Below are 21,862 nucleotides of genomic sequence, written 5' to 3'. Positions count from 1 at the left end.
AAGCCTCCTTTTTCTTTACGCACCGATATATCTCGCATATAACGTTTTGGCACGAACAACATCGTCAGTTCCCTGCACGAACACGCGCCCGTCAGGGAAGAGCACGAGTCGCTCGCCTTCCGGCAGTTCAGCGCGCACCAAGTATGCGTTCGACGTCAACTTCACAACCGCAGGCGCGAGCCGCTCGCCCCAAACCGTCAGATCAAGTGGTCCACTTCCAGTGAGCTGCACCGTCTCCCGTCCGCATAAGGATACCGCCAGCTCTGGCTGAGCTGGATCAAGTGCCGGGTACTGCTTCAACTGGCAGCACGGGCAGGACGCTGCCGGCTCTCCAAGCTTCATCTCATAATGGCGGTTATGCCATAGGTCGAAAGTTACGAGACTATTTCTTCGCTTATCTCCAGCGCCGACCAAGTACTTGAGCGCTTCCACCGCTTGATAGGAAGCAACGATATCGATGACAGGCGCAATAACGCCGATCGTATCGCATGTCTGCCCGCTTCCATCGGCGGTTTGAATGTAGCAGCGCAGACAGGGCGTCTCCCCCGGAACAAGCATTGCGCTCATACCATCCGCACTGACGGCGCCCCCATAGGCAAACGGGATACCTTTCCGAAAACATGCATCGTTAAGTAGAAAGCGAGTTTGGAAATTGTCCGTCCCATCCAGCACCAGATCGGTGCCATCCAGGAGCTCGTCGATATTCTGAACCGTTGCATCTGCAACAATCGCTTCGAGCCGAACGGAAGAATTAATACGAGCCAGCTTCTTCTCTGCCGCAATCGCCTTCGGATATCCCTGCTTTACGTCATCTTCGTCATACAACATCTGGCGCTGCAGGTTACTCAGCTCGACATAGTCGCGGTCAACAAGCCGCACGAATCCAACGCCTGCCCTCACCATATGGTTAGCCAGCACCGTGCCAAGCGCGCCCATACCAACGATACATACAGCACTTTGGCCCAGCTTTCGCTGCCCTGATTCACCGATTGGCGCAAACAACGTTTGCCTTGAATAACGAACGTCCATCAGCAGTACCCCCTTCTTGAAACGCAAACTGGAAACGCAAAAAAACCATTCGAGAATATACGAATGGTTACGAATACAGATTCGATACGTTCTCTACGCCAGCATTACCTGGTTCAGATTAACGGTCCGGGAAATACGTTCCCCATCTCAGCCGGACTTCATCCAGCACCCGTACATAGGTATGCAATTAGTATAACTATAGTCGAAGTGCCATTTTTTCTCAATAAGAGATTTGCGTTTGAATTTTCCGAAAATTCAATTGAATAAACGCCGCTCTAGTCATATAATAACAGTATTTGAAGAGGGAATGCGTAACTGGCGAGAGCGTAGATCACTACGGGGGAGCGCATTCGACAAACTAGCCGTTCGCCTGGGCAAAGCATTTGGTTATTCATAACCAGATGCTTTTCTATTTTCTAAGGAGAGTGCCAGAATGTTGACAGCTAAAAATGTAGCCGTACTCGTGTATGACCAAGTGGATGCGCTGGACGTAACCGGACCATTCGACGTGTTCGCAGTAGCGAGCAATTGGGGGCAGGACTTCCGCGTTTACACCGTCGCCTTGGAGTCTACCGCCCCTATCCGGACAATTAGCGGCTTAACGATCGTGCCAGACTTCACCGTATCAGACTGTCCAGATCCGTACATCCTGATTGTTCCGGGAGGCTGGGGATCGCGCAAGGAAATGCATAATCAGACGTTGACGGATTGGATCAACACAGCTTCACGGCGAGCAGCTTTTACGCTGTCTGTTTGTACGGGGGCACTTCTGCTCGCCAAGGCGGGGCTTCTCGAGGGAATGCGCGCGACAACGAACCGGCGGGCTATGGATTTGCTCCTAGAGGCAGCGCCTGCTAGTGCCACGTTGGTCGAAAACGTCCGTTACGTAGACAACGGCCGTCTCATTACATCGGCAGGTGTGACAGCGGGTATCGACGCGGCATTGCATCTCGTCGCGAAGCTTCACGGTGAGGAACGCGCGCTAGAGACTGCCTCTCGGCTTGAGCATGACTGGCGGCGTGAGCCTTCCGAAATGCTCGCGATCCGCAGAGCGACAGATGTAGACGTCTACGGCATCCGCTCCCTTCTGATCGGCGCCGCACATTGGATCCATGCAACGCACGGATTCTGGCAGTGGAAGGAACAGTATTTTGAACGAGTCGATATCGAGGCGTTTGTGCGAGAACATGAAGTGTTCGTCGCCCTACTTCGAGATGAGATTGTAGGCTGCTTCTCCGTTCAATGGGAAGACAAGGAGATTTGGGGAGAACTATATCACGAAGACGCGGGATACGTGCATCGATTATGCACGGCGCGAAGCCGTACGGGTGAGGGAATCGGCAACGAGCTCATCCGTTACGCGGAAAACTATATTTGTGCTCAAGGAAAAAGCTGGATTCGGCTTGACTGCATGGCCGACAACCCAAGTCTGAATGCCTATTACGTCAACTCCGGCTTCACCCACTGTGGCCGCTTTGACGTGAATGTCTGGAGCGTTAACTTATATGAGCGAGAAATTGGAAAGACACCGGCGCGTTAGCGTCGGTGTCTTTCTCTTGTATCTACAACTTTTCCTTCGTAAACGTAAGCACACTCAGCTGCTCGTCCACTTTATATCCATCGCATTTTGACAATTGGACATCAATAAAGTCCTGATTCCTTTCATGAATCCGTATAGCCCTGCACACAAACTGCGACTTCGCCTTATCTTTGGGGTACCATGCATCACGCGAATGATCAACGTTCCACATGATTTTCTTCCCATTTGAGCTGACGTCATGAATGACCGGTCCGCTATCCATCCCCGGTTCAATGATCATCAAGTTGTCTCCATTCCCCTCGCTAAACCGACTCACCATAGCTTCCATTCGCTTCAGATCAGCCTTATCGAAATTCAGAATATAGGCGTTATTTTCAGATGATTTCTGCGAGTCTGGCTTCGTTACAAGAACGGTGATGACACCGATCAGCGCGACAATAATCAAGGTCTGCAGGACAACGACGGTTCTATTCAAAATCATATCGCATCACCACACGGCGCTTGGTCGGATGGCTTACTTCACGAAAACCAGCTGCCACAAACGCATTGCGATTGCCGACATGAAGCTCGCCCCACGTAATCACTTTATCGGGAGTCGTAATCATCGGATATCCCTCCACCGCTCGTGCCCCGCTCTCTTTGGCAAAATCAACAGCTGCGCGCGCTAGCTCATACGTGATCCCGCGACCGCGATAACCCGTACGAATAATGAAGCAAGTAATCGCCCAAATACCTTCGTCACTCTTATCATCTTCACGGCCAATCCAAAGGGATTTGCTTGTTAATATATTGTTGTACGCAGTACGTGCCTCAACCGCGCACCACCCGACCGGTTCGTTATCGAGGTAAGCGATAAGGCCGCTCGTTGTATCGGATTCCGGATGATCACAGTCGGTCTGCGTGCGGAATAAGTAAGCCCGTTCATCGTCGTCTACTTGATTCCACTGCGAATTCGGAATCTTGAACCGCTGGCAGTAGCAGCGCACGCCGTGACACTTGGCAGGGCCGAGTACAGCCATCAAGTCTTCCCATGACGCTTCGTTTGCCGGCACGATTGAAATCGTTTGTTTCTTGGTCAAATTCCCCACCTCCACAGATTGCATACAACCACATTTCGACATCAGGCAGACAAATCCTTTAACTGGTAATTTCCCCTTTTATGATCGCTAACGGACTTAAAACCAGACTGACATGACGAATTCATATACAGGCGCCGAGATACAAAAACATGCATGTTAAATGAGGAGGTCCATTGTGAAGAAAAAAATTGCCTATATGTTAATTGGTGCAATGTGCGCCATCATTATGTCATATGGATTCGTTGCTTACGCAGATCAGAATTCGTCCACGACAACAGAGGACAACAAGACGACTACAGCAAGCGATACATACGTTGTCCCTACCAAGGCAGAGGCCGCCGCATTGGCTGCTGCAACTACGACAACTACGACAGCATCCGTTCAACCGAAAGCTACCGCGAATGCAGCTCCAATCACGCTCGATAAGGTGAAGAAGTTGGAGATGAAAATCGCCGGTACTAACATCAGCATCAAGATCGAACTCAAACATGAGGATGCCAAGACCGAATCTACGGTGGAAATCAATCGCGGCAAGAAGCAAGAAAAGCAGCTGACAGGCACTGAAGCGGCACAATTCATCCAGCAGCTTCTGGCTGCCCTTAATTTGCAGGCAAACATGAATAAACAACAGGTCGCGGACGTGTTGTTCAATCATTTTGAAGTTGAGCCCGCGAAAGTAGAGCTGAAGCTTGAAATCAAAACGGTCAATCAACCAACCGAGATAAAAGTTGTACATGAGAAAGATGATGAAGATGGCGACAAAGATGAGGACAAAGATAAAGACAAAGATAGAGATGACGATGGTGACAAAGCTAAATTAGCGAGTCTTCCGGTTGTGAAGTCCACTTCAGATGTTGCGCAGAAACAAGCTGCGAAAACCGCACAGCTTACGAAACAAGCAGAGAAAAAAGCGCTAATCGCGAAGAAGAAGGCGCTTCAAGAAGCTTGGAAGAAAGCGCACAAAGAGCAGCAAGCCACGAAAAAGCAGCAACAGAAGCTAGAACGCGGCGACAGAGACGGTGATCATCATGATGGTAATAATCAAGGTGACGAAGATGATGATCATGACGACGATCACGGCGACCACGAAGGTCATGGTCATGAAGGACACGATGACAGAGACTAATAGCTTGGTATAAAGCAGAAAAGCCCCTGTGAAGGGGCTTTTCTTATTGCGGCTGCACAGAGGCTAACCTCTATAATGGATTTATCCACTCTGATCTCCTAAATTTTATGGAAATCTTGAGACTATATTGGATTTATCCACTCATTAATCGCTAATTGAGCCGATATTGCCTATTTCGAGGAGAAATGATGGGATTATTCCACTAAAGCCAGCCATTTCAGCTTAAATGGCTATTTTACGTTGGATTTATCCATTATAGACAGCGAGATCCTAGAGGTCACAACGACCTTGACCTAGAATAAGACCTAGAGCAAGAGCATTACTCCCCTACTCCACCAACTCCAGCGCATTCAACAGCCCTTGCATATAACCAACCGCATGCGCGCGTGCGCGGTGTCCCCAAGGCGTATCATTGATGACGGCTGGCACATGGTCGTCCATCAAGAAGCCAGTGAATCCGGAGCGTTTAAGCTCCAGCAGCACTTCCGCGGGATGATAGTTACCCTCGCCCAGGAAGCACTCTTGAAACTTCGGCATCGTTCCCTGCACATCGCGGAAATGCACATAACAGATTTTGTTCCGCGGGCCAAAATATCGGATCATCTCCATCACATTCGCCGCACCCATGACCATCTCTGAGCAGCAGCCGAGGCACAGATTCAGTCCCCACGCATCGCTGCTGGCAATCGCTTCCGCCCGTTTGAAATTGTCGACCTGATAGAAAATTCTAGCCGTACCGTCCAGCATCGCGACCGGCGGATCATCAGGATGCAGCGCAAGCCGCACCCCACTCTCTTCTGCTACGGGAAGCACGGCTTTCAAGAAATAAGTATAGTTGTCCCACATAACCGACTCGTCAGCGATCCGCACTTCTCGGTTTGCAGGATACTTCACTTGGTTGATGCCGTTAGCTGCAACTGCAAGATCGAAGGCCGTACACAACGCACCGCCCCTTCCCGGCTCGGAAGAAGTCCGCCATACAAAGTTCGGCATGAAGTGATGCCCCAGAACCGGAATGCCTGCACGCCCCATGTGCCGGATAATAGTGCAATAGTTCTCAATTTGCTCGTCCCTGCCGGGCAACCCGAGCATGATCTTGTCATAGAATCGAATCGGAACATTCTCTATGGATTCCAGGAACAATCCATTCTCATCGCAAGTCTTCTTGATCGCTAGCAAATCCTCGTACGTCCAGCAATGCTCGCCTGAAATTTTCGGGGTGTTCAGTTGGACACTCGTTACACCTAACTGTTTCGCATACGTCATCGTTTCATGAGTCAGCTCTTGCATTTGACCTAAGGCAATTCGCATGTTCTGCTTCACTCCTAATCACCGTCCAAGTCCGAATTTGGAAACCAGATTTATCGTGTTTGCAGCTACCACCCTTGTACAATAAATGATCTATCGATCTATACATATATCAAAATCGAGCTCATATGCTCGAATTATTCAGCTACCGCACGATCCGCATCATCTCTACAACCGGCCGGCTGTCGCCTGGCAGAATCATCTCCGCTGCTTGCATTTGGGACGAGCCGTCTCCATCTAGAAAGATCCCATCGACGAGGTCCAAGTTACCCAGCTGCTCCAGAATCGCCGCTCGAAAATCCGCCAGCGTCCCTTTCGTGCTGCTCACGATGAGATAGAGTTTTCCTTGCCGGTCATAGACCGCAGCGCTGCGCAGATGGGCGTCGTCCATTAACGGCGCGTTCTCGCGAATCGCTTGCTCCTGCCACATCGCATCTTGCCCAAGGCTCATGCTGATGCCGCCCTGCGCCCAGAAGCGGAGCGGATCCTTCACCTTCAGCTCCGCTGACTTGCTCACGATCTGGACAGACAGCTGATTGCTCGCACCGTCCCAGACAAGCGTACCGCGCGCGTATTTCGTATTCTCGTCTCCCGTTCCATACTGCCCCTTCGCCCCGCCGACCGGCTGACCATTTACGATGCCCATGCTGAGCAGGCTCATATCGTAGAAGAACCCGCCATTGACGCCGTAATAATCGGATAAAGCGAGATTTTGCCGGACCACTTCAAGTGAGATGTTCGAAGGCTCCGTTTGCAGCACATGCAGCTTGAAGCCGTTCGCAGCTTCCTCCTCCAAATATTGATACTCATGCGCCGGGAAGCGGATCACATGATGACTTTCATGGCTATTGAGCATTTTCAGCATGAACACCAGCAAGATCGCAAACACAAGCAGAATCACGCTGACGATGGCTGCGACGCGTACTATACTAACCCGTTCCGACACTTCAATTCCCCTCTACTGAAACATGGATACTCTAGTTATTTTTATTCCTTCTTTAGAAAATCATTTAATTTCTTAATGTCGTCAGTTACATATTCAATTTCATGATTCCTATGTTTCATCAGAACATACAGTGGTGCGTGTGCTACGGTAATTCTCTTATCCGGTATTCCGAGACCTGGAACTCCGAAACTATAGCCGCTTATTTTATTATTCGGGTCTTCCAATCCATCGATCTTACCATTAGTCGCTGGATTCTCATAGACCAATAGTGTAGATATTGGGATTCGTGCTTATACTGCTAATTTCATTATAGTCTTTATATGAAAATAACGGTCCTTAAAGCAGCGTTAATGCTTGATACTTTTCAGTATTACTCCCCCTTAACTCTAGAACCCGTTGTCTCTTACAGCTTCACTCCCTTATACCTTCCAATGACTGGAAAGTTTCGTTCGACTGCCAAAAAGGGAAGCCGAGCACCATGCCCGGCTTCCCTCCCTCATGCCTTTAAGGATGGAACGACTTCCAGAACTCCCCGTTCGTATCAATAATGCTCCGAATCTGTGCAAAAGGAATCGTGAACGTCACGAATCCCGCAGCATACGGCGCAATATCATACGGATTGAAGTAGAGATGCAGCGCATTCTCGGTGACGAAGAACGGCTGATCAGGGCTGATGCCTTTGTACGTGTCGGGGAATACGTACGAGTATTGCGGGTCTTCTTTGATCTGCCGGCCGACGATGTCGCTCAGCACCTTCACATAATCGCTATCCGGCTTGAACAAGTCTTTCAGCGTGAACATACGGCCCGACACCAGATTGAGAATCGCATAGACTTGCGTCGGCATTCCATGCGCGGCGCCGAATGGGTAATTGTAGCCGGTAAGCTCGAGCTCCAACAGCTGGTGCTTGAAGAACTTGACGTCGAAATCGCCGTTGTACGAATAATCGAGCTTCTGATTCGGAGGAATCGGCTTCACCTGTGACATCTCTTTCAGCTTCGCATTGACTCTCCGCATCGCAGCTTGATCGGCCATCCCTTCGACTTGCGGATAGTAGACGAGATAGTCCGGATTCGGATTGTACTTCTCCTCTTTGACAGCATAAGGCGGCGCAAGCGGAATGACGACATTTTGCGCCCAAATGATTCGTCCGGGGCGGTTGCGGTACGAGAGACGCTGATCGACAAACGCTTTGATAATCCCGCCCTCTTCGACTGTCAGCGAGCCTCGTCCTTGAACGCGCGGATAACCCTGAGCAGGCTTGCCCGTGCGGTCGATCAAATACGTCTGCTTCGTATCGGACACGGAAGCGAGACCGTTCTGATAATCCGATACATCGTTGAATATGAAATCGGTCAGCCGCTTCCCGTTCCAATCTGCAATGGCATAGATCGAACCGACGAAAGGCTGCTCTTTATCAATGGCATTGCCGAGCGCAAACCGTTCCTCGCCCAAGCTGCGCACATCGTTATACTTCGGTTCGACGGTGTATTCGCCCTTCTTATTGATGACGCCGTATTCGGAGTGGAAATCCGCGGACGTATTTACGACGGCTCGCCCCCGCTCGAATGGCATAGCTGCATAGTAGGTTGGCTGGATGACGATTTTGCCGCGGTCGTCGATATAGCCATACTTGCCGGAAACATCCCGCTGGAACGAGAGCATTCCGTCCCCATAAGGACCGACATAGGCGAACGGATATGTGGCGAGTCGCCTGCCGCTTGTATTGATCAACGCGTATTCATTTTCCTTGATCTTCACAACGGCACGCCCGTTCGTGAAATCCGTCGCATCCTCATACTGCGCAGGGATCACTTCATTGCCATCAGCATCGAGGTATCCATACAAGCTTTGCGAGGAGCCGTCAGGCATTTCTTTCGAGATATAGAAGAGCGATCGTCCTCCACGCATATCGGCTATGTATGGATAAGCGCGCTTCGTGAGCACCTGCCCGCTCTCGTTGATCATATGAAATCCTTGCTTGTCGATTACAGCCGCGCGCCGCTCCGAGAATGGGTAGATGGAATCATAGATTGGCTGCACAACATAGCGATTGGTAGAGTTGATAAGCCCCGCTTTGCCTCTCTCCGATACGATTGCGAGACCGTTCTTCTGAAAATCATTCGCATCGTCAAAACGTGCAGGAATCTCCATTCTGCCGCTGCCGTCGATATACCCCCATTTGGTACCGCCGACAAGCTTAAGCGACGCTGGATACAGACCAACCGCCCGCGACATGCTCGCCCGATACTGCGCATCTGCAAGATACTCCCAGTAGAGCGGCGCGCCTGGATACCGTCGCGTCAACTCCCCGTAATAGCGGGCAATGTTCGGATAGTATTCGGCATATGCATCCTGCGCTTCTACGAACTCATTGCCGTTCCACTTTACGACTTCAACGCGGTAAGCCTCCCCTGATTCATGGGACCACAGCGCAATACAGAGCGTATCATCGGCATTATTCCTGCTCGTTACAGGTGCCGGCTCCAAGTAGCTGTAGTGCATCTCAGCAGGTGCAATATCGATTAGCCCATCATCGGTCCACTCGTAGACGGATAGCTTCGAATACGTTTGGCTAACCTGCCAGCCGATGACCAGATTGTTCGAGCCCGTGCGCGTTATCGGCATCGCAGTCATGAGCGTCACGCCGTAGCCCGGCGCAGCTAGGCCGGAGACCCGCTCCCATACGCCGTCCTGATAGCGGAGCGCCAGCAGATGAAGTCCGCCGTTCAATCGGTAGACCATCACCGTTTCGGGGATGTGATCTTCATTCATATCAACTGCGCAAATCGCAGCTCGCGGTATCGTGCTTTCAATAAACTCCAGCTCAGCGCCATACGGCAAATAAGCGCTGGCAAACTGGAAAAGCTGCTCGTTATACGGGGTCATTAGGCAGCATCCTCCCTTTGTCTTAGGCATGCTTCGCCTTAATCGTATGCAGGTACGAGTCAACTTAGTAACATTTTTGAGAATTGGTCGCATGCAACATAGTTGGCTTGTCTAAACGATATTGACCCCGTTAAACTGTCATTACCTAAAGAAACACTGTTTCTCTAGACCCACACGAAAATCGTTTTATATAATAAGGACTCACAAGTGAAAACTAATGGGTCGGGGGAAACAGCGAATTGAATACCGAAACAAACAACAAACAAGCCGAGATCGGCGCATGGATCAGCATCGGTGTTTATATCGTGCTCTCCTTGCTCAAGATCGGGTCAGGCTGGTGGGGAAAATCAGAGGCGCTTATGGCGGACGGCCTGAACAATACATCGGATATTTTCGCATCGCTTGCGGTGCTGATTGGGCTGCGGATCTCGAATAAACCAGCGGATGCCGACCACCAATACGGCCACTCGCGTGCCGAGACGATTGCTTCGATGGTCGCGTCATTCGTTATGTTCGGGGCTGGTATCGAAGTGCTTCGGAGCGCTTTTGCCAAAATCGTTCGGAAAGACATTGTCGCTCCAGATCTGTTCGCAGCATGGGTTGCTGTATTCTCGGCTGTCGCGATGTACGCAGTCTACCGCTTCAATCGTTCACTGGCGCAGCGGACACAGAGCCATGCGCTGAAAGCAGCCGCGCTCGACAATCGCTCCGATGCCATCGTCAGCTTGGGCACATTCGTCGGCGTTATCGGCGCAATCTATGGTCTGCCGTGGCTGGATGCAGCGACCGCAATCCTCGTTGGCTTGCTAATCTGGAAGACGGCGTGGGACATCTTCCGCGAAGCGACGCATATGCTGACCGACGGCTTCGATGAGCATGAGCTTGAGAAGTATAAGGAAACCGTGCTTGCGCTGGACGGTGTCGAAGGGGTTCGTGACATTAAGGGGCGCGTGCACGGCAATCAAATCTTCGTGGATGTCGTCATTGAAGTGGATCATGAGATGAATGTGCTGGAGAGCCATGAAATTACGGAGCATGTGGAGATCGAGCTGCTTGAGAAGCATCAGGTCATGCAGGTACATGTGCATATCGAGCCTTATATACAGAACCAAAGACTAAGCAAAGCTTAGTCTTTCGTCGTTTTATGGAGCAAATTATGATTTCGCAGGAAATTATGAATTATGAATTCACTTCGATAACGGTGTTGTCTTGCGTGAACTCTTCTATGAATGTGCCGAAATTGTAAGTCGGCGCGTAGCCCAGCTCTTGCTTCTCGCGCGTTAATTCCGCAGGATGAATCGATTCCGGCATGTGAAAATTATATTTCTCAATGATCGCCGCAGCGCCGGGATAGAGCTTCTCCCATGTTTCGAGCCGCTTCCCTTGTTCGTAGGCTGCAACATCCGCTTCCGTGAAGCGGTCCTCGCGAACGATATGGTACGCGCCGAATGATTGCTCGCAAGTTGTCGCCTTCACGACGGCTTGAATGACATCGCGGCGATCGACTCCGCCATGCAGCAGCCGCTCGCCGTAATGCGCGCGCGATCGGAACGGTGTAAAGTCGGCCGGGCGGGGCATGATCACTTCAATGCCGTGCTTGCGATTGTAAAATTCGCATAGCTGCTCGCCGAGCTTCTTCGTGTACGCGTAGAAGTCGTCCCCGAAGAAGGACATGCTGGACAGCCAGACGACGCGGCGAACGTTCTGCCGCACGGCCGTTTGGAACATCTCGAAAGTGCCGGTGACATTAAGGTCGTAGAACGCTTTTTCGGAGAAGGCGCCCATATGGATGCCATGGTAAGCTGGCGTATGGACGATAATATCTACGCCTTGCGCAGCCTCATCAAGTGCGTGCGCCTCTCTCACATCTGCTGGAAACCATGCGCGCGTCGACGATGTAGAGCTTGGTGGTGCGATATCGGACAGCCGTATGTCATGCTCTGGTGGCAGTGCTTGGAGTACCCCTGTGCCGACATTGCCACTTGCTCCTGTAATCAGAATCTTCATATGTACGCCTCCTACATAGCTCGAGATTGATGTTAAGTGAAATTCAGCATGAAATTCAGCTTCATCGTCCACGAGGTTCCTTCCATCCCGCAGCGTTCAAATTCAAAGCGTTCGTACAATTGAACAGCACTGGTGTTGACCGGGTCTACGCTGAGTGAAAGCGAAGGAAATCCGCCCGCTCGCGCATGTTCGATAATAGCTTGCATAAGCGCGATGCCGATGCCTTGTCCACGATGATCAGGCGAGATCGCAATGCCAAGCTCCGGCGTGCCGGCATCTACGAAACCGTAGCCCTTATTTGCCTCGTCAAACAATCGATACCAAACTGCTCCGACAAGCCTCCCATCCACTTCGGCAACGAGAGCAGCATCTCCTGCTCTGCCCCAGCCTTCGTGATACTTGCGAAGTGACGGTTCATTCAGCAGCTCATCCCTCGGCGGCTTGTTCTCCAATATATGAATCGCTTCGTAATGCATATTCATTAGAAAATCCAGCTCCGACGGCTTCATCGGTCTAATATGCAGCATAGTTGCGCTCACCTCAATGTTATGTAAAGTGTGACACTCCCATATTACCAAAATTCGTATGAGGCTACCGAAACAAAAAAGCTGAGAGAGCTGATTTCGCTTTCTCAGCTCCGAGCGTTGCGATTTTCCGGCGGCTCCTGATTACGACAGTACGCCGGAGCTGCCCAGCGCTGCAACGAGTTACCGTGCCAGTTGATTTCCGTTGGCGGTTCAGCCGTCGTTGCTGCGGAGTTGTCACTTATAGATACTTTCTTGTTCACTCTCGATCTCTCAGCTGATTGTTTTTACGCAACATGTGAACCCCCTTAAGTCATGTTCAGGTGACCCTGACATCTGCAATGTAGCATGCGATCCTTAAGTTTCGAAATAGACTTTTCCTGTAGGTTCGTGCGTAAAAGCTCAGGTTTGGCTGTATTTATGGTTAAAAGAGACATTTATGCGGCTATGAGCACCTGTTATTAGGCATGGATCGGAAAGGTTAGAGGCAGCACGGAGGGAACTGAGAAGGTGTATGTATTCTTTCGATCATCCGTGTCGAAAATCCTGCTTCGTTTACTTCGAACGCGTGTTCAGGCTTTACTACGTGGAGATATGATGGTCGAAAGGAAATGATCTTGTGCTGCTCGCAATTGCATTATTCATTCTTGCCGGACTTGCCGAGATCGGCGGCGGGTACTTGATCTGGCAGTGGCTGCGCGAATCCAAGCCATGGTCCTTCGGTCTAGCGGGAAGCCTTATCCTTGTCTTCTACGGCGCCGTGCCAACGTGGCAAAGCTTCCCTTCGTTCGGCCGTGTCTATGCAGCCTATGGCGGCGTGTTCATCGTGCTTGCCGTGCTGTGGGGCTGGCTCGTTGACAAGAAATCGCCCGATTTCTACGACTGGCTCGGCGCTGCGATCTGTATCATCGGCGTGTCCATTATCCTGTGGGCGCCTAGAGCATGATAACAAATAACCCGGCAGCTCGCGAGGAGCTTACCGGGTTTATTTGTTGATTAACTTATCAGGTTCAGATACGGCAGATCAGAGAAGTTAGAGAAATTAGGTCCAGTACCAGAAGAAGAGCAGCAGCATTGTGAAGCGCACGACTTCATATGAAGTATCGACAGCTACGACCGTCCAGCTCTTGAACTGCCATACTTTCTTGCCGACTGTGAACGGAAGCGTGAAGCCGGCTGTCAGCAGCATCGTGAACCAGAAGGCATTGGCGAAGCTATCGCCATCATAGCCCAAGGCTTGTCCGCCAGCGCGCCACAGCTCCAGGCATACCGCATAAGCAATCGAAGTAACGAACGACACGATGATGTAAATAACGAAAGATTGGATGATACCGGCCTTCGATGGTTTCGGCGTCTCCGTTCGGTTCGCTGTGTTGCCGTACATGTCGCGCTGATACGGCTTCTTCCAAATAACCGCCATCCACAGGAATCCCAGCACCAAAGATAAAATACCCGATACAACAACTGCTCCGTAATTAATGGAATCGAACATGTAAAGAACCCCTTTTCGGCGAAAATAATGATTTGTTAATATGAAACCTTTTGGTTTCGTTTTGTATTATATAAAACCATTTGGTTTCCTGTCAAGAGGTATAAAAAAGCCCACCGCCTTGAGCGGCTGCTCGAAGCAATGGGCTGTTTGTGATAATTGCAGGGTATGAAAAAGGTATTACACGAATGGCTGAATTAACGCGGCCATCTCTTGTTTGTTGGCAGCAGCTGCGGGAACGGCGTGTGCGGCTCCATCTGGTACCAGTACGCTACGGACGAGATGTCGTCCGAACGCTCGAACAGCTGCGCATGATCATGGCCGATCTGTTGGATCGTCACGCGAAGATCGCTCTCGAACCGAATTGGATCGAGCACATGCCAGCGGTACATGCCGTGCATCGGCACATTATGGCCGTACCATGCGTCAATCTCGGTCGTTTCTTTGTAAAACTTGTAGCCGAGGTATGGAGTCGAATACGATTCCGGCTCATTCGACTTCGAATTCGCGAAGCACCAAGCGCCGCCCACGTAATCCTCTGTACCCGTTCCGCAGATAGTCGGCCACTCTTCATCGCCGTCCATGAAGAACTTGATCTCGCCCTCGCCCCACCAATTGCGCTCGAGTGCAGCCCACGCAAGGTATGTACCGATATATTGCCCTGCGCCTTTCACTTCATCCAGGATCGTGTAATCTTGGCCGATTTCGGTTACATGCTCTCGGCGCCATTGGGCATGGAAGTACGCTGCGTTCTCCGGCAGCTCATCCACCAAGGAGTAGTTGAACGTATAGAAGAATCCACCAATTTCGACGGCGTGCTGGTTCTCGATCGTAATCTTCGCCGATTTGCGGAAAGGCATCGGAATGTAACAGTTCATGCCGCCAGTCGGCGCAACCGTGATCGGCAGCGAGCTTACGTTCGTGCGCACGCCGAACCCGTTGCAGAAGAAATCGCCAAGCGGCACTTCGACGGACGGCGTTTCCTCGTCGTCCCAGAACATGCGCAGGACGAGATCACGCAGTACATATTGCTGTGGGTGGCCTTTGCCTGTTTGGTCCGTAACCGTAATCCAGAAGTGCTGGATAATACCCGCACCTTGAATCTCCGCAAGCGTTGTCACTTCGCCTTGCTTCAGCGTGATGCAAGGTCTTCCTTTGCGGGCCACGCCGAGATTGCTTGCGTCTTTGCCGCCCTGCCCTTTCTCACCGTTCGGATTTTCTGCTGAAATGGAGCGTGTGCGTGCATTTGTGACTAGCGGAGCGGAAGCGAGTCCGAGTCCAAGACCGTTATTTTGCAGCATCCTCTTTCACCTCATGTATCATATATTGTGTTAAGATGAACTCATTATATAATGGATTACATGGAATTCCGTTAGCAGTTGTTGTGCAATTTGTTATCAAATATTGCTGAGGTAGGTGTCTCCGAGTATGAGCCTGCAGATGGAAATAATATCGCCTTACATACGAGTAGCTATCGACAGTGTCGTGGACGAATCATGGGCGGTCACTGAGCGCGTCATTTGGGATTATGAACTCCTATATTTGATGGAGGGACAGCTGCTTGTGATGGTGGAGGATCGGGTATATCATGGGACAGCCGGAGACTTCTTCTTCTTCAAGCCAGGAGAGCGGCACTCCATTCAGAATATTGGCGGGACGCGTGTACGGCAGCCGCATGTGCATTTCGATCTGTACACGGATGCGCTGAGTGCACAGATTGGTGTCTCGTTCAAGCCGCTAGAAGCGATGACTTCGAAGGAACGGAGTTGGATGAGGGCGAATGAGCTGGCTGAGGCTCCTTATGATGTGCCGAGTTATTTTCGCCCGAGCGATGGGCTTCCGATCACGCAGGCGTTGTTCGGGCTCATACGCGAATTCGAGACGAAGCCGCCGTTCTATGAGCTGCGGATGAAGTCTGCCTTGCTCGCCATCTTGGCGCAAATCATGCGGGAGCAGTATTGGGGCAGCAAAACGAGCAGCGACGGACATATGGAGCTGCTGGCCGATGTGCGCAGCTATATCGAGAATCATGCGAACCGCAGCGTGAAGCTGGACGAGCTGGCTGAGCGGTTCCACTTGAGCAAGTTCTATCTCATCGGCTTGTTCAAAACGATGTTCCATATGACGCCCATCCAGTACCATCAGCACATCCGGATCGAGAAAGCGAAAACGATGATCCAATTTACGCACCACTCGCTTCAGGACATCGCCGACCAGTTGGGCTATGCGAATATCCATGCGTTTAGCCGGGCTTTCAAGACGAGCGCGGGATGCTGCCCGTCGGAGTTTCGACGGGCTCGATAGCGGGGACGGTGCGGATGGCACGGGCTGCTAGCGCGGAGAGTTCGGCCGGCGGGTGGGCGCGAGGCACTTGGCGCGGTGGGCCCGCTGGGCGATAGATGGCGGGCCGATAGCCGCGGGGCGCTTGGCCATTGGTGAGCGGCGGGAGAATGTGAGAGACGGATTTTCCGGCTCTCAGCCTAAGCAGGCTGCCGATTCGGGCGAGTTTTTGCTGTGAGAGACGGTTTTCCCGACTCTCACTGCGAACTTGCCGCTGTTTTCGGGCTGAGAGTCGGGTTTTCCGACTCTCAGGCTAGGCAAACCGCCGATTCGGGCGAGTTTTGCTGTGAGAGACGGATTTCCCGACTCTCACTGCGAACTTGCCGCTGTTTTCGGGCTGAGAGTCGGGTTTTCCGACTCTCAGAACAGCCTGCTTAGCTGCTATTCCAGCTACCAACCTCACACGACGCATACCTCTAACTAGCTAATCCTTCCACTACCCAATTAATCCTACTTAACATGATACTCAAACAAATCACTTTTACTTCCCCAGACCCTACTTCTGCTCCTGCTCACCATCCTCCCGCCCACTTGCTAATCCTTCAACCACTCCATCCCCTGCTACCGCCGACACTACAAATTACTTTCACCTCCGCTCCCCACCATTCCCAGCATGTATCCAACCACACCTCCAATCGCCGTAATATTATGAAAACAAACACTCATATTTTCATAGATTCAAGGAGGAATGGATATGGCAGATTGCAACGCCCAAGCAACTGGCAACTGCTCGGAAGCCGAAGGCTCCGAAACGAGCCGTAGGCCTATACGCGCACGCCGAAGGCGAAATCACGCTCGCGCTCGGTGACCACTCCCACGCGGAAGGGCAACTAACGACGGCAAGCGCCATGAACGCGCATGCCGAAGGAGAGCTCACCCAGGCGACGGGCCTCGACTCCCACGCCGAGGGGCTTCAAACCATCTCCAGCGGCGAAGGTTCGCACGCCGAAGGCGAGTCCAACACCGCGAGCGGTCGGGCTTCGCACGCCGAGGGCAATCTCACCGCCGCGAGCGGCATCGCTGCCCATGCGGAAGGTCGGCGCACGCAAGCGACCGGCGATCTCTCGCATGCCGAGGGCAACCAATCGATCGCCAGCGGCCAGTCCGTTCACGCCGAAGGCGCGATTACGACAGCGAGCGGCTTCTCGTCGCATGCCCAAGGCGTTAATACAATCGCAGATGGTGCGTTCTCGCATGCGGAGGGTCTCAACACCTCGACCAATATGCTCGATGGCGTGCACATCATGGGCCAGTTCGGTGTTGCCAATGCACAGCCGTATTCGTGGTATCTGGCCAATGGCACAGATGCCCAAACACCTGGACTTGCTGCCGAGATACTTAGCACCGGCGATATCAAGATCGACGGCGCTGTCAGCAGCCCCGCCGCCGACTACGCAGAGATGTTCGAGACATTCGATGGCAATCCAATCGAACCCGGCTATTTCCTCGGATTAGTCGAAGATAAAGTCCGCGTCGCAACGGCAGCAGATCCCTACATTGTGGGTATATCGAGCGGCAAACCTGCTTTTCTCTCCGGCAACGCCGAGCTGAACTGGACACAAAAATTCTCACCGACGAATGGGGGCGAACGCTCTATCAGGATGTTACCGTACCCGCCTATCTTGATCAGAACGGACAAGCAATTATACCCGAGCATACAGCGCGACAGCCGCAGCTGAATCCGGATTGGGACCCAAAGCAGCCATATGTCCCACGCCTTAACCGACCGGAATGGGTGGCGGTCGGCATGGTCGGCAAGCTGCTCGTTCGAGACGATGGCACCTGTCAACCCGGTTCACTATGCAAACCGAGCGACAATGGCCATGCTACAGCAGCAACAACCGGCAGCGGATGCTATGTTCTGAAGCGGACAGGTCCAAACCAAGTGCTAGTCCTATTCGGCAACACATTCAAGACGATATAAAAAAAGAAAGCCGCGAGCACAAGCTCGCGGCTTTCCCAATTCCCTACACTAAACATCCACGCTTGCCGCCGACGGCGCAATCGCCTTGCGCTTCATATTACTCAGCGCAACGCCAGCCAAGATCAGCACCCCGCCGGCGATCTGCGCAGGCTTGATTGAATCTCCGAGCACGAAGTAGCTGACAATGATCGCGATAAACGGCGGAATGTTCATGAACATCGCGCTCACCGACGCGCCGACAACCGAGATCCCTTTGTTCCACCAGAAACCGGTCACGCCTTGACCAATAATCGCCACTGTGATGAGCAGCAGCCAAGTCATCAGATGATGGCTAGCGTGCAGATGCCCGTCGATACCTTCGTAAGCAACAGCCGGCGCCATCAGGATCGTCCCAATAACGGTGGCGTAAATCGTCACTTCATACGAAGTCATCGCAACCGTCAGCTTGCGGATGAACAACAAGCTCACGGACATCCCGAGCATGGCAAGGAGCAAGTAAATATCGCCTTTGGAGATTCCAAGCTCCTTGCCGCCAAACAATACGATACAGATGACGCCGATTAACGCAACAAGAGCGCCGGAAAGCTTCGTCACAGTAATCTCTTCCTTCAAGAAGATCCGCGACAGCAGCGTCGTCGCAATCGGCGAAAGCGCGATAATAAGCGCCGCGTTCCCAGCAGTCGAATGCTGCAGGCCCGTGAAATAGAACAGCTGGTTAATCAGCGTACCCGATATGCCTGCCAGCAGCAGCAGCCCCCACTCCCGCTTGTTCGGCCATCTCATCGAGCGATTGACAGCCGCAATAGACAGAAGAAACAGCGACATGACGACGAGCCTTGCAAACGATAGAAAGATTGGCGAGAAATCGCGCAGCATATACGCGCTTGCCACATAATTGCAGCCCCATAAGAACGAGACAGCCCACAATTTCAAATAAACGGATCGATCCGGCATTTCAATAAATCTCCTTCTACTACCTTCTTATAGCTTCTTATAACTTCTATTACCTGCTATTCACTTCATTACTTCGGATGCACGGACTGTCCTAGCGCCTGCGACCGCTTATTCGAACGCAAGTACGACATGACTGTCGCCAGCGCCATCAGTGCCGCCATGAACCAGAAGACAGCATGCAAGCCGGTAATAAACCCGCCAAGCGACGACTTATCGCCGTTCATACCTACTTGCGTCCCCGAGAAAATCGCCAGCATCGCTTCATGCGGAATGCTGTGCGTCACGATCGGCATGGAGAACGCGATGCTGAGCATCATGCCCATGTTCGTTGTTAGGGAGCGGATACCCGACGCTTCGCCGCGGTATTTTGCACCGGCCGCATTCATAATGCTGCTCGAGTTCGGCGAGTTGAACAACCCTGAACCGATACTAATAATGGTCATGTAAACAGCCAAATGCCAGAACGGCGTGGACAATCCGGTATCGAGAGCCAGACCAGCGAGGCCAAAAATGCTCAAGAGCAAGCCGAGCGTAGCCGGCATCGTCTCCCCATACTTATCGCCAAGGCTTCCGGCAAGCGGCGAAACGACGAGCATGCCTGCCGCAAGCGGAATCGTCATAATACCCGCGACAAGCGCATCCTTCTCAAGCGCGCCTTGGAAATAGAAAATCAACATGAACATCACGGCCATCCGGGCAATTGCGTTCAACGTTGCAGACACGATGCCGAACGAGAAGATTCGGTTCGTGAACAGCGGCAGATGCAAGAGCGCATTCGGATGCTTCCGTTCACAGATCAGGAATACCGGGAACAGCACAACAAAGGCTGCGCCGGAAATCCAGACCACCGACGAAGTCCAGCTCTGAATCGGTCCCCAAGTCAGTGCAATCAAGAGACCGGTAATCGAGATGACATAAGTAATAACGCCGCCGCGATCAAGCCCGCCTGTCTTCGGTGCAGCAATTTTGTCGTCTTTGACGCCCATGACCATGATGCCCCATACGACGCCGATCACGCCGAACGGTACGTTGAACCAGAAGGTCCACTCCCAGCCGAACGCCGTCGTCAGCCAGCCGCCGAGCACAGGTCCGATAATTTGACCGACTGCCACGACCATGATATTAACGCCCAGCGCCTTGCCGAGCTCTTCTCTTGGGAATGCATCCGCGACAATCGCCGTGCTGTTCGCCATGACCATCGCGCCGCCAATTCCTTGCAAGATCCGCAATATAATTAACAACGGTGCGTCATCGGCGAAGCCTGACGCCAGCGAGATAACCGTAAACAACAACATCCCTGCAATATAGATTCGTTTACGTCCGAACCGGTCAGCCAGAGAGCCGGCCATGAGTACCATAACCGTCTGGGCAACCATGTAGGACAACATGACCCACATCGCTTGGAGCAGCGAGGCATGAAGCCCTTTAAGCAAATCCGGCAATGCAATAATAAGTGTGCTGAAGTTTAGTGCGGAAAGTAAGGAGCCAAGGCTCGTTACGGACAAAATCCACCATTTGCGCGACTGATTCATACGTTTTCTCCTTCTTCCTGTTCCTGCATACTCACGCTCTAGCGGTGCTTCAATCGATTCGCCCGTTCAAGCCGGTTGCTGAAGCCCTGCTTAAGCGTCTGAAGATTCTCTAGCTTCTCATCGATATGCGAAATAATTCCCTGCAGCCGCAGTGCCGCCTCGTCCAGCAGTCGATCCTTCTCATCTTCCGATGTCTCATCGCCGTAATACGACGCTCGGATGCGGTCAAGCTCTTCCTCCGCCTGCATGATTTCGCGAATCTCGACGAGCGAAGCGCCAAGCACCTGCTTCAGCCGCAAAATATGCTCAATTCGCTGCAGCATCGCCTCGTCGAACAAGCGGTGTCGCCCCTCGGACCGAGTCACGGCAGGCAGTAAGCCGATCTCTTCATAGTAATGGAGCGTTCTTGCTGTAATGCCAAGCCGCAATGTCACTTCTTCCATCGTATACTTTCGGCTTTCGCTGCTGCTCATCTGTCACTCGCTCTCCTTTCCACTAGTCATATTCTTTATCATAACAAAAATTACTCACGTTAACGTAAGTTTTTTCACTATTTCTTTACCAGTTTCACGAACTTCCTGCATAGTGTAATAATGGATGAGGCTTTTGACTCGATACGTAGGAGATGAGAAGCATGAACACGGGGAAAGCTGTCCGGTTACTGTTACTCGGTTTCGTTATTGCTGTCGTCGCCATCGGCCTATTGCCATTCCTGATTGTGTACAGCTGGAGCGACTTGTATGGGCTGTCCGATATGGACCCTGCTTCAACGCCGGTTGCTTTCCTTCAGAAAATGCTCAAGTGAAGTGAATCGAAGTAAATGAGCAGCACATGAGAAAAGGCACTCCGCCGATGGACAATGTCATTAAGTTAAGGTGTTGAACCAAATATCTATGCAAAGGAGCAGGTTATCGAAAGATAGCCTGCTCCTTTTTTGCGTGAAAAAGAGTAAAAGAACTTGACAAGCAGTTGAAAATGTGTGGCGAAGCCCCTTGAAAAAACGAGGAGGTTTCGCCCATGAATACGTACGCGAATTCACTAAAACAAAAGCTGACATCCCTTATTCAAGAAATGTCAGCCGCACCAGCACTGTATGTCAAAAACCCCGAAAAAGACTTTACGCGAAAGAAAAAGTTACCCTTTGAAACGGTTATGCAGCTCCTGATCTCAATGGG

General features: G+C 51.8%; 20 protein-coding genes, 1 pseudogene and 2 riboswitches. Of the genes and pseudogenes, 8 read left to right on the top strand and 13 right to left on the bottom strand.

Going from position 1 to position 21,862, the window contains the following annotated elements; all coding sequences use genetic code 11:
* Nucleotides 1–15 precede the first annotated feature (15 nt).
* Complete coding sequence (locus A8990_RS22225; protein ID WP_116191251.1) at nucleotides 16–1,029, bottom strand: ThiF family adenylyltransferase; 1,014 nt, start codon at nucleotides 1,027–1,029, stop codon at nucleotides 16–18.
* Between the two features lie 73 nt (nucleotides 1,030–1,102).
* A riboswitch (TPP riboswitch) is annotated at nucleotides 1,103–1,212 on the bottom strand.
* Nucleotides 1,213–1,330: 118 nt separating this feature from the next.
* Nucleotides 1,331–1,412, top strand: a riboswitch (ZMP/ZTP riboswitch).
* 50 nt (nucleotides 1,413–1,462) lie between these two features.
* On the opposite strand from A8990_RS22225, the gene A8990_RS22220 reads away from it, so the two are divergent.
* Nucleotides 1,463–2,569: a GNAT family N-acetyltransferase gene (locus A8990_RS22220; protein WP_116191250.1), complete on the top strand. Its 1,107-nt coding sequence runs from the start codon at nucleotides 1,463–1,465 to the stop codon at nucleotides 2,567–2,569.
* Between the two features lie 22 nt (nucleotides 2,570–2,591).
* Here A8990_RS22220 and A8990_RS22215 read toward each other — a convergent pair whose 3' ends face one another.
* Nucleotides 2,592–3,050 (bottom strand): DUF4362 domain-containing protein, encoded by a 459-nt coding sequence (locus tag A8990_RS22215; protein WP_116191249.1) that lies wholly within the window; start codon nucleotides 3,048–3,050, stop codon nucleotides 2,592–2,594.
* On the bottom strand, nucleotides 3,037–3,648 hold the full coding sequence (locus A8990_RS22210; RefSeq protein ID WP_220376838.1) for a GNAT family N-acetyltransferase: 612 nt from the start codon (nucleotides 3,646–3,648) through the stop codon (nucleotides 3,037–3,039). Before A8990_RS22210 ends, A8990_RS22215 begins: the two co-directional genes overlap by 14 nt.
* Nucleotides 3,649–3,823: 175 nt before the next feature.
* Between A8990_RS22210 and A8990_RS22205 the strand changes: the two genes are divergently transcribed.
* Nucleotides 3,824–4,774 (top strand): YusW family protein, encoded by a 951-nt coding sequence (locus tag A8990_RS22205; RefSeq protein WP_181909718.1) that lies wholly within the window; start codon nucleotides 3,824–3,826, stop codon nucleotides 4,772–4,774.
* A gap of 327 nt (nucleotides 4,775–5,101) precedes the next feature.
* Here A8990_RS22205 and A8990_RS22200 read toward each other — a convergent pair whose 3' ends face one another.
* From A8990_RS22200 to A8990_RS22185, 3 genes are all read right to left on the bottom strand, one after another.
* Nucleotides 5,102–6,085, bottom strand: a complete 984-nt coding sequence (locus A8990_RS22200) for a mannonate dehydratase (protein ID WP_181909717.1) — start codon at nucleotides 6,083–6,085, stop codon at nucleotides 5,102–5,104.
* A gap of 142 nt (nucleotides 6,086–6,227) precedes the next feature.
* Nucleotides 6,228–7,028: a phosphodiester glycosidase family protein gene (locus A8990_RS22195; protein ID WP_116191246.1), complete on the bottom strand. Its 801-nt coding sequence runs from the start codon at nucleotides 7,026–7,028 to the stop codon at nucleotides 6,228–6,230.
* Between the two features lie 504 nt (nucleotides 7,029–7,532).
* A complete protein-coding gene (locus A8990_RS22185; RefSeq protein WP_116191244.1) occupies nucleotides 7,533–9,917 on the bottom strand; it encodes a WG repeat-containing protein in 2,385 nt (794 codons plus the stop codon).
* A 239-nt stretch (nucleotides 9,918–10,156) separates the two neighbouring features.
* Between A8990_RS22185 and A8990_RS22180 the strand changes: the two genes are divergently transcribed.
* A complete protein-coding gene (locus A8990_RS22180) occupies nucleotides 10,157–11,047 on the top strand; it encodes a cation diffusion facilitator family transporter (RefSeq protein WP_116191243.1) in 891 nt (296 codons plus the stop codon).
* Nucleotides 11,048–11,096: 49 nt separating this feature from the next.
* Here the strand turns inward: A8990_RS22180 and A8990_RS22175 are convergent, their stop codons facing one another.
* The gene (locus A8990_RS22175) at nucleotides 11,097–11,924 is read right to left on the bottom strand and encodes an NAD-dependent epimerase/dehydratase family protein (RefSeq protein ID WP_116191242.1); all 828 of its coding nucleotides are present in this window, start codon (nucleotides 11,922–11,924) and stop codon (nucleotides 11,097–11,099) included.
* Nucleotides 11,925–11,956: 32 nt separating this feature from the next.
* Entirely contained in the window at nucleotides 11,957–12,451 is a 495-nt protein-coding gene (locus tag A8990_RS22170) for a GNAT family N-acetyltransferase (RefSeq protein WP_116191241.1), read from the bottom strand.
* 616 nt (nucleotides 12,452–13,067) lie between these two features.
* On the opposite strand from A8990_RS22170, the gene A8990_RS22165 reads away from it, so the two are divergent.
* Nucleotides 13,068–13,394 carry a YnfA family protein gene (locus A8990_RS22165; protein ID WP_116191240.1) on the top strand — a complete coding sequence of 109 codons (327 nt, stop codon included), beginning with the start codon at nucleotides 13,068–13,070 and terminating at the stop codon, nucleotides 13,392–13,394.
* Between the two features lie 96 nt (nucleotides 13,395–13,490).
* Here A8990_RS22165 and A8990_RS22160 read toward each other — a convergent pair whose 3' ends face one another.
* On the bottom strand, nucleotides 13,491–13,940 hold the full coding sequence (locus tag A8990_RS22160; RefSeq protein WP_116191239.1) for a DUF1761 domain-containing protein: 450 nt from the start codon (nucleotides 13,938–13,940) through the stop codon (nucleotides 13,491–13,493).
* A gap of 194 nt (nucleotides 13,941–14,134) precedes the next feature.
* A complete protein-coding gene (locus A8990_RS22155) occupies nucleotides 14,135–15,238 on the bottom strand; it encodes a glycoside hydrolase family 172 protein (RefSeq protein WP_116191238.1) in 1,104 nt (367 codons plus the stop codon).
* Nucleotides 15,239–15,365: 127 nt separating this feature from the next.
* Between A8990_RS22155 and A8990_RS22150 the strand changes: the two genes are divergently transcribed.
* The 3 genes and pseudogenes from A8990_RS22150 (at nucleotide 15,366) to A8990_RS22145 (ending at nucleotide 18,201) form a co-directional block, all read left to right on the top strand.
* Nucleotides 15,366–16,241, top strand: a complete 876-nt coding sequence (locus tag A8990_RS22150) for an AraC family transcriptional regulator (RefSeq protein WP_116191237.1) — start codon at nucleotides 15,366–15,368, stop codon at nucleotides 16,239–16,241.
* Nucleotides 16,242–16,308: 67 nt separating this feature from the next.
* Nucleotides 16,309–16,455, top strand: a complete 147-nt coding sequence (locus A8990_RS31675) for a hypothetical protein (protein ID WP_181909716.1) — start codon at nucleotides 16,309–16,311, stop codon at nucleotides 16,453–16,455.
* 670 nt (nucleotides 16,456–17,125) lie between these two features.
* Nucleotides 17,126–18,201 (top strand): annotated as a pseudogene (locus A8990_RS22145) (peptidase G2 autoproteolytic cleavage domain-containing protein).
* A 48-nt stretch (nucleotides 18,202–18,249) separates the two neighbouring features.
* On the opposite strand, the gene A8990_RS22135 reads toward A8990_RS22145, so the two are convergent.
* The 3 genes from A8990_RS22135 to A8990_RS22125 form a co-directional block, all read right to left on the bottom strand.
* Nucleotides 18,250–19,155, bottom strand: coding sequence for a DMT family transporter (locus A8990_RS22135; protein ID WP_116191234.1), 906 nt, complete (start codon nucleotides 19,153–19,155; stop codon nucleotides 18,250–18,252).
* Between the two features lie 68 nt (nucleotides 19,156–19,223).
* Nucleotides 19,224–20,687 (bottom strand): MFS transporter, encoded by a 1,464-nt coding sequence (locus A8990_RS22130; protein ID WP_116191233.1) that lies wholly within the window; start codon nucleotides 20,685–20,687, stop codon nucleotides 19,224–19,226.
* A gap of 38 nt (nucleotides 20,688–20,725) precedes the next feature.
* Entirely contained in the window at nucleotides 20,726–21,160 is a 435-nt protein-coding gene (locus A8990_RS22125; protein WP_116191232.1) for a MerR family transcriptional regulator, read from the bottom strand.
* 161 nt (nucleotides 21,161–21,321) lie between these two features.
* On the opposite strand from A8990_RS22125, the gene A8990_RS31665 reads away from it, so the two are divergent.
* Nucleotides 21,322–21,492, top strand: a complete 171-nt coding sequence (locus tag A8990_RS31665; RefSeq protein WP_181909714.1) for a hypothetical protein — start codon at nucleotides 21,322–21,324, stop codon at nucleotides 21,490–21,492.
* Nucleotides 21,493–21,862: the final 370 nt, after the last annotated feature.

It is taken from the genome of Paenibacillus taihuensis (genome assembly GCF_003386535.1).
GTDB classification, from domain to species: domain Bacteria; phylum Bacillota; class Bacilli; order Paenibacillales; family Paenibacillaceae; genus Paenibacillus_Z; species Paenibacillus_Z taihuensis.
This window is presented reverse-complemented; position numbering and strand designations above follow the sequence as displayed.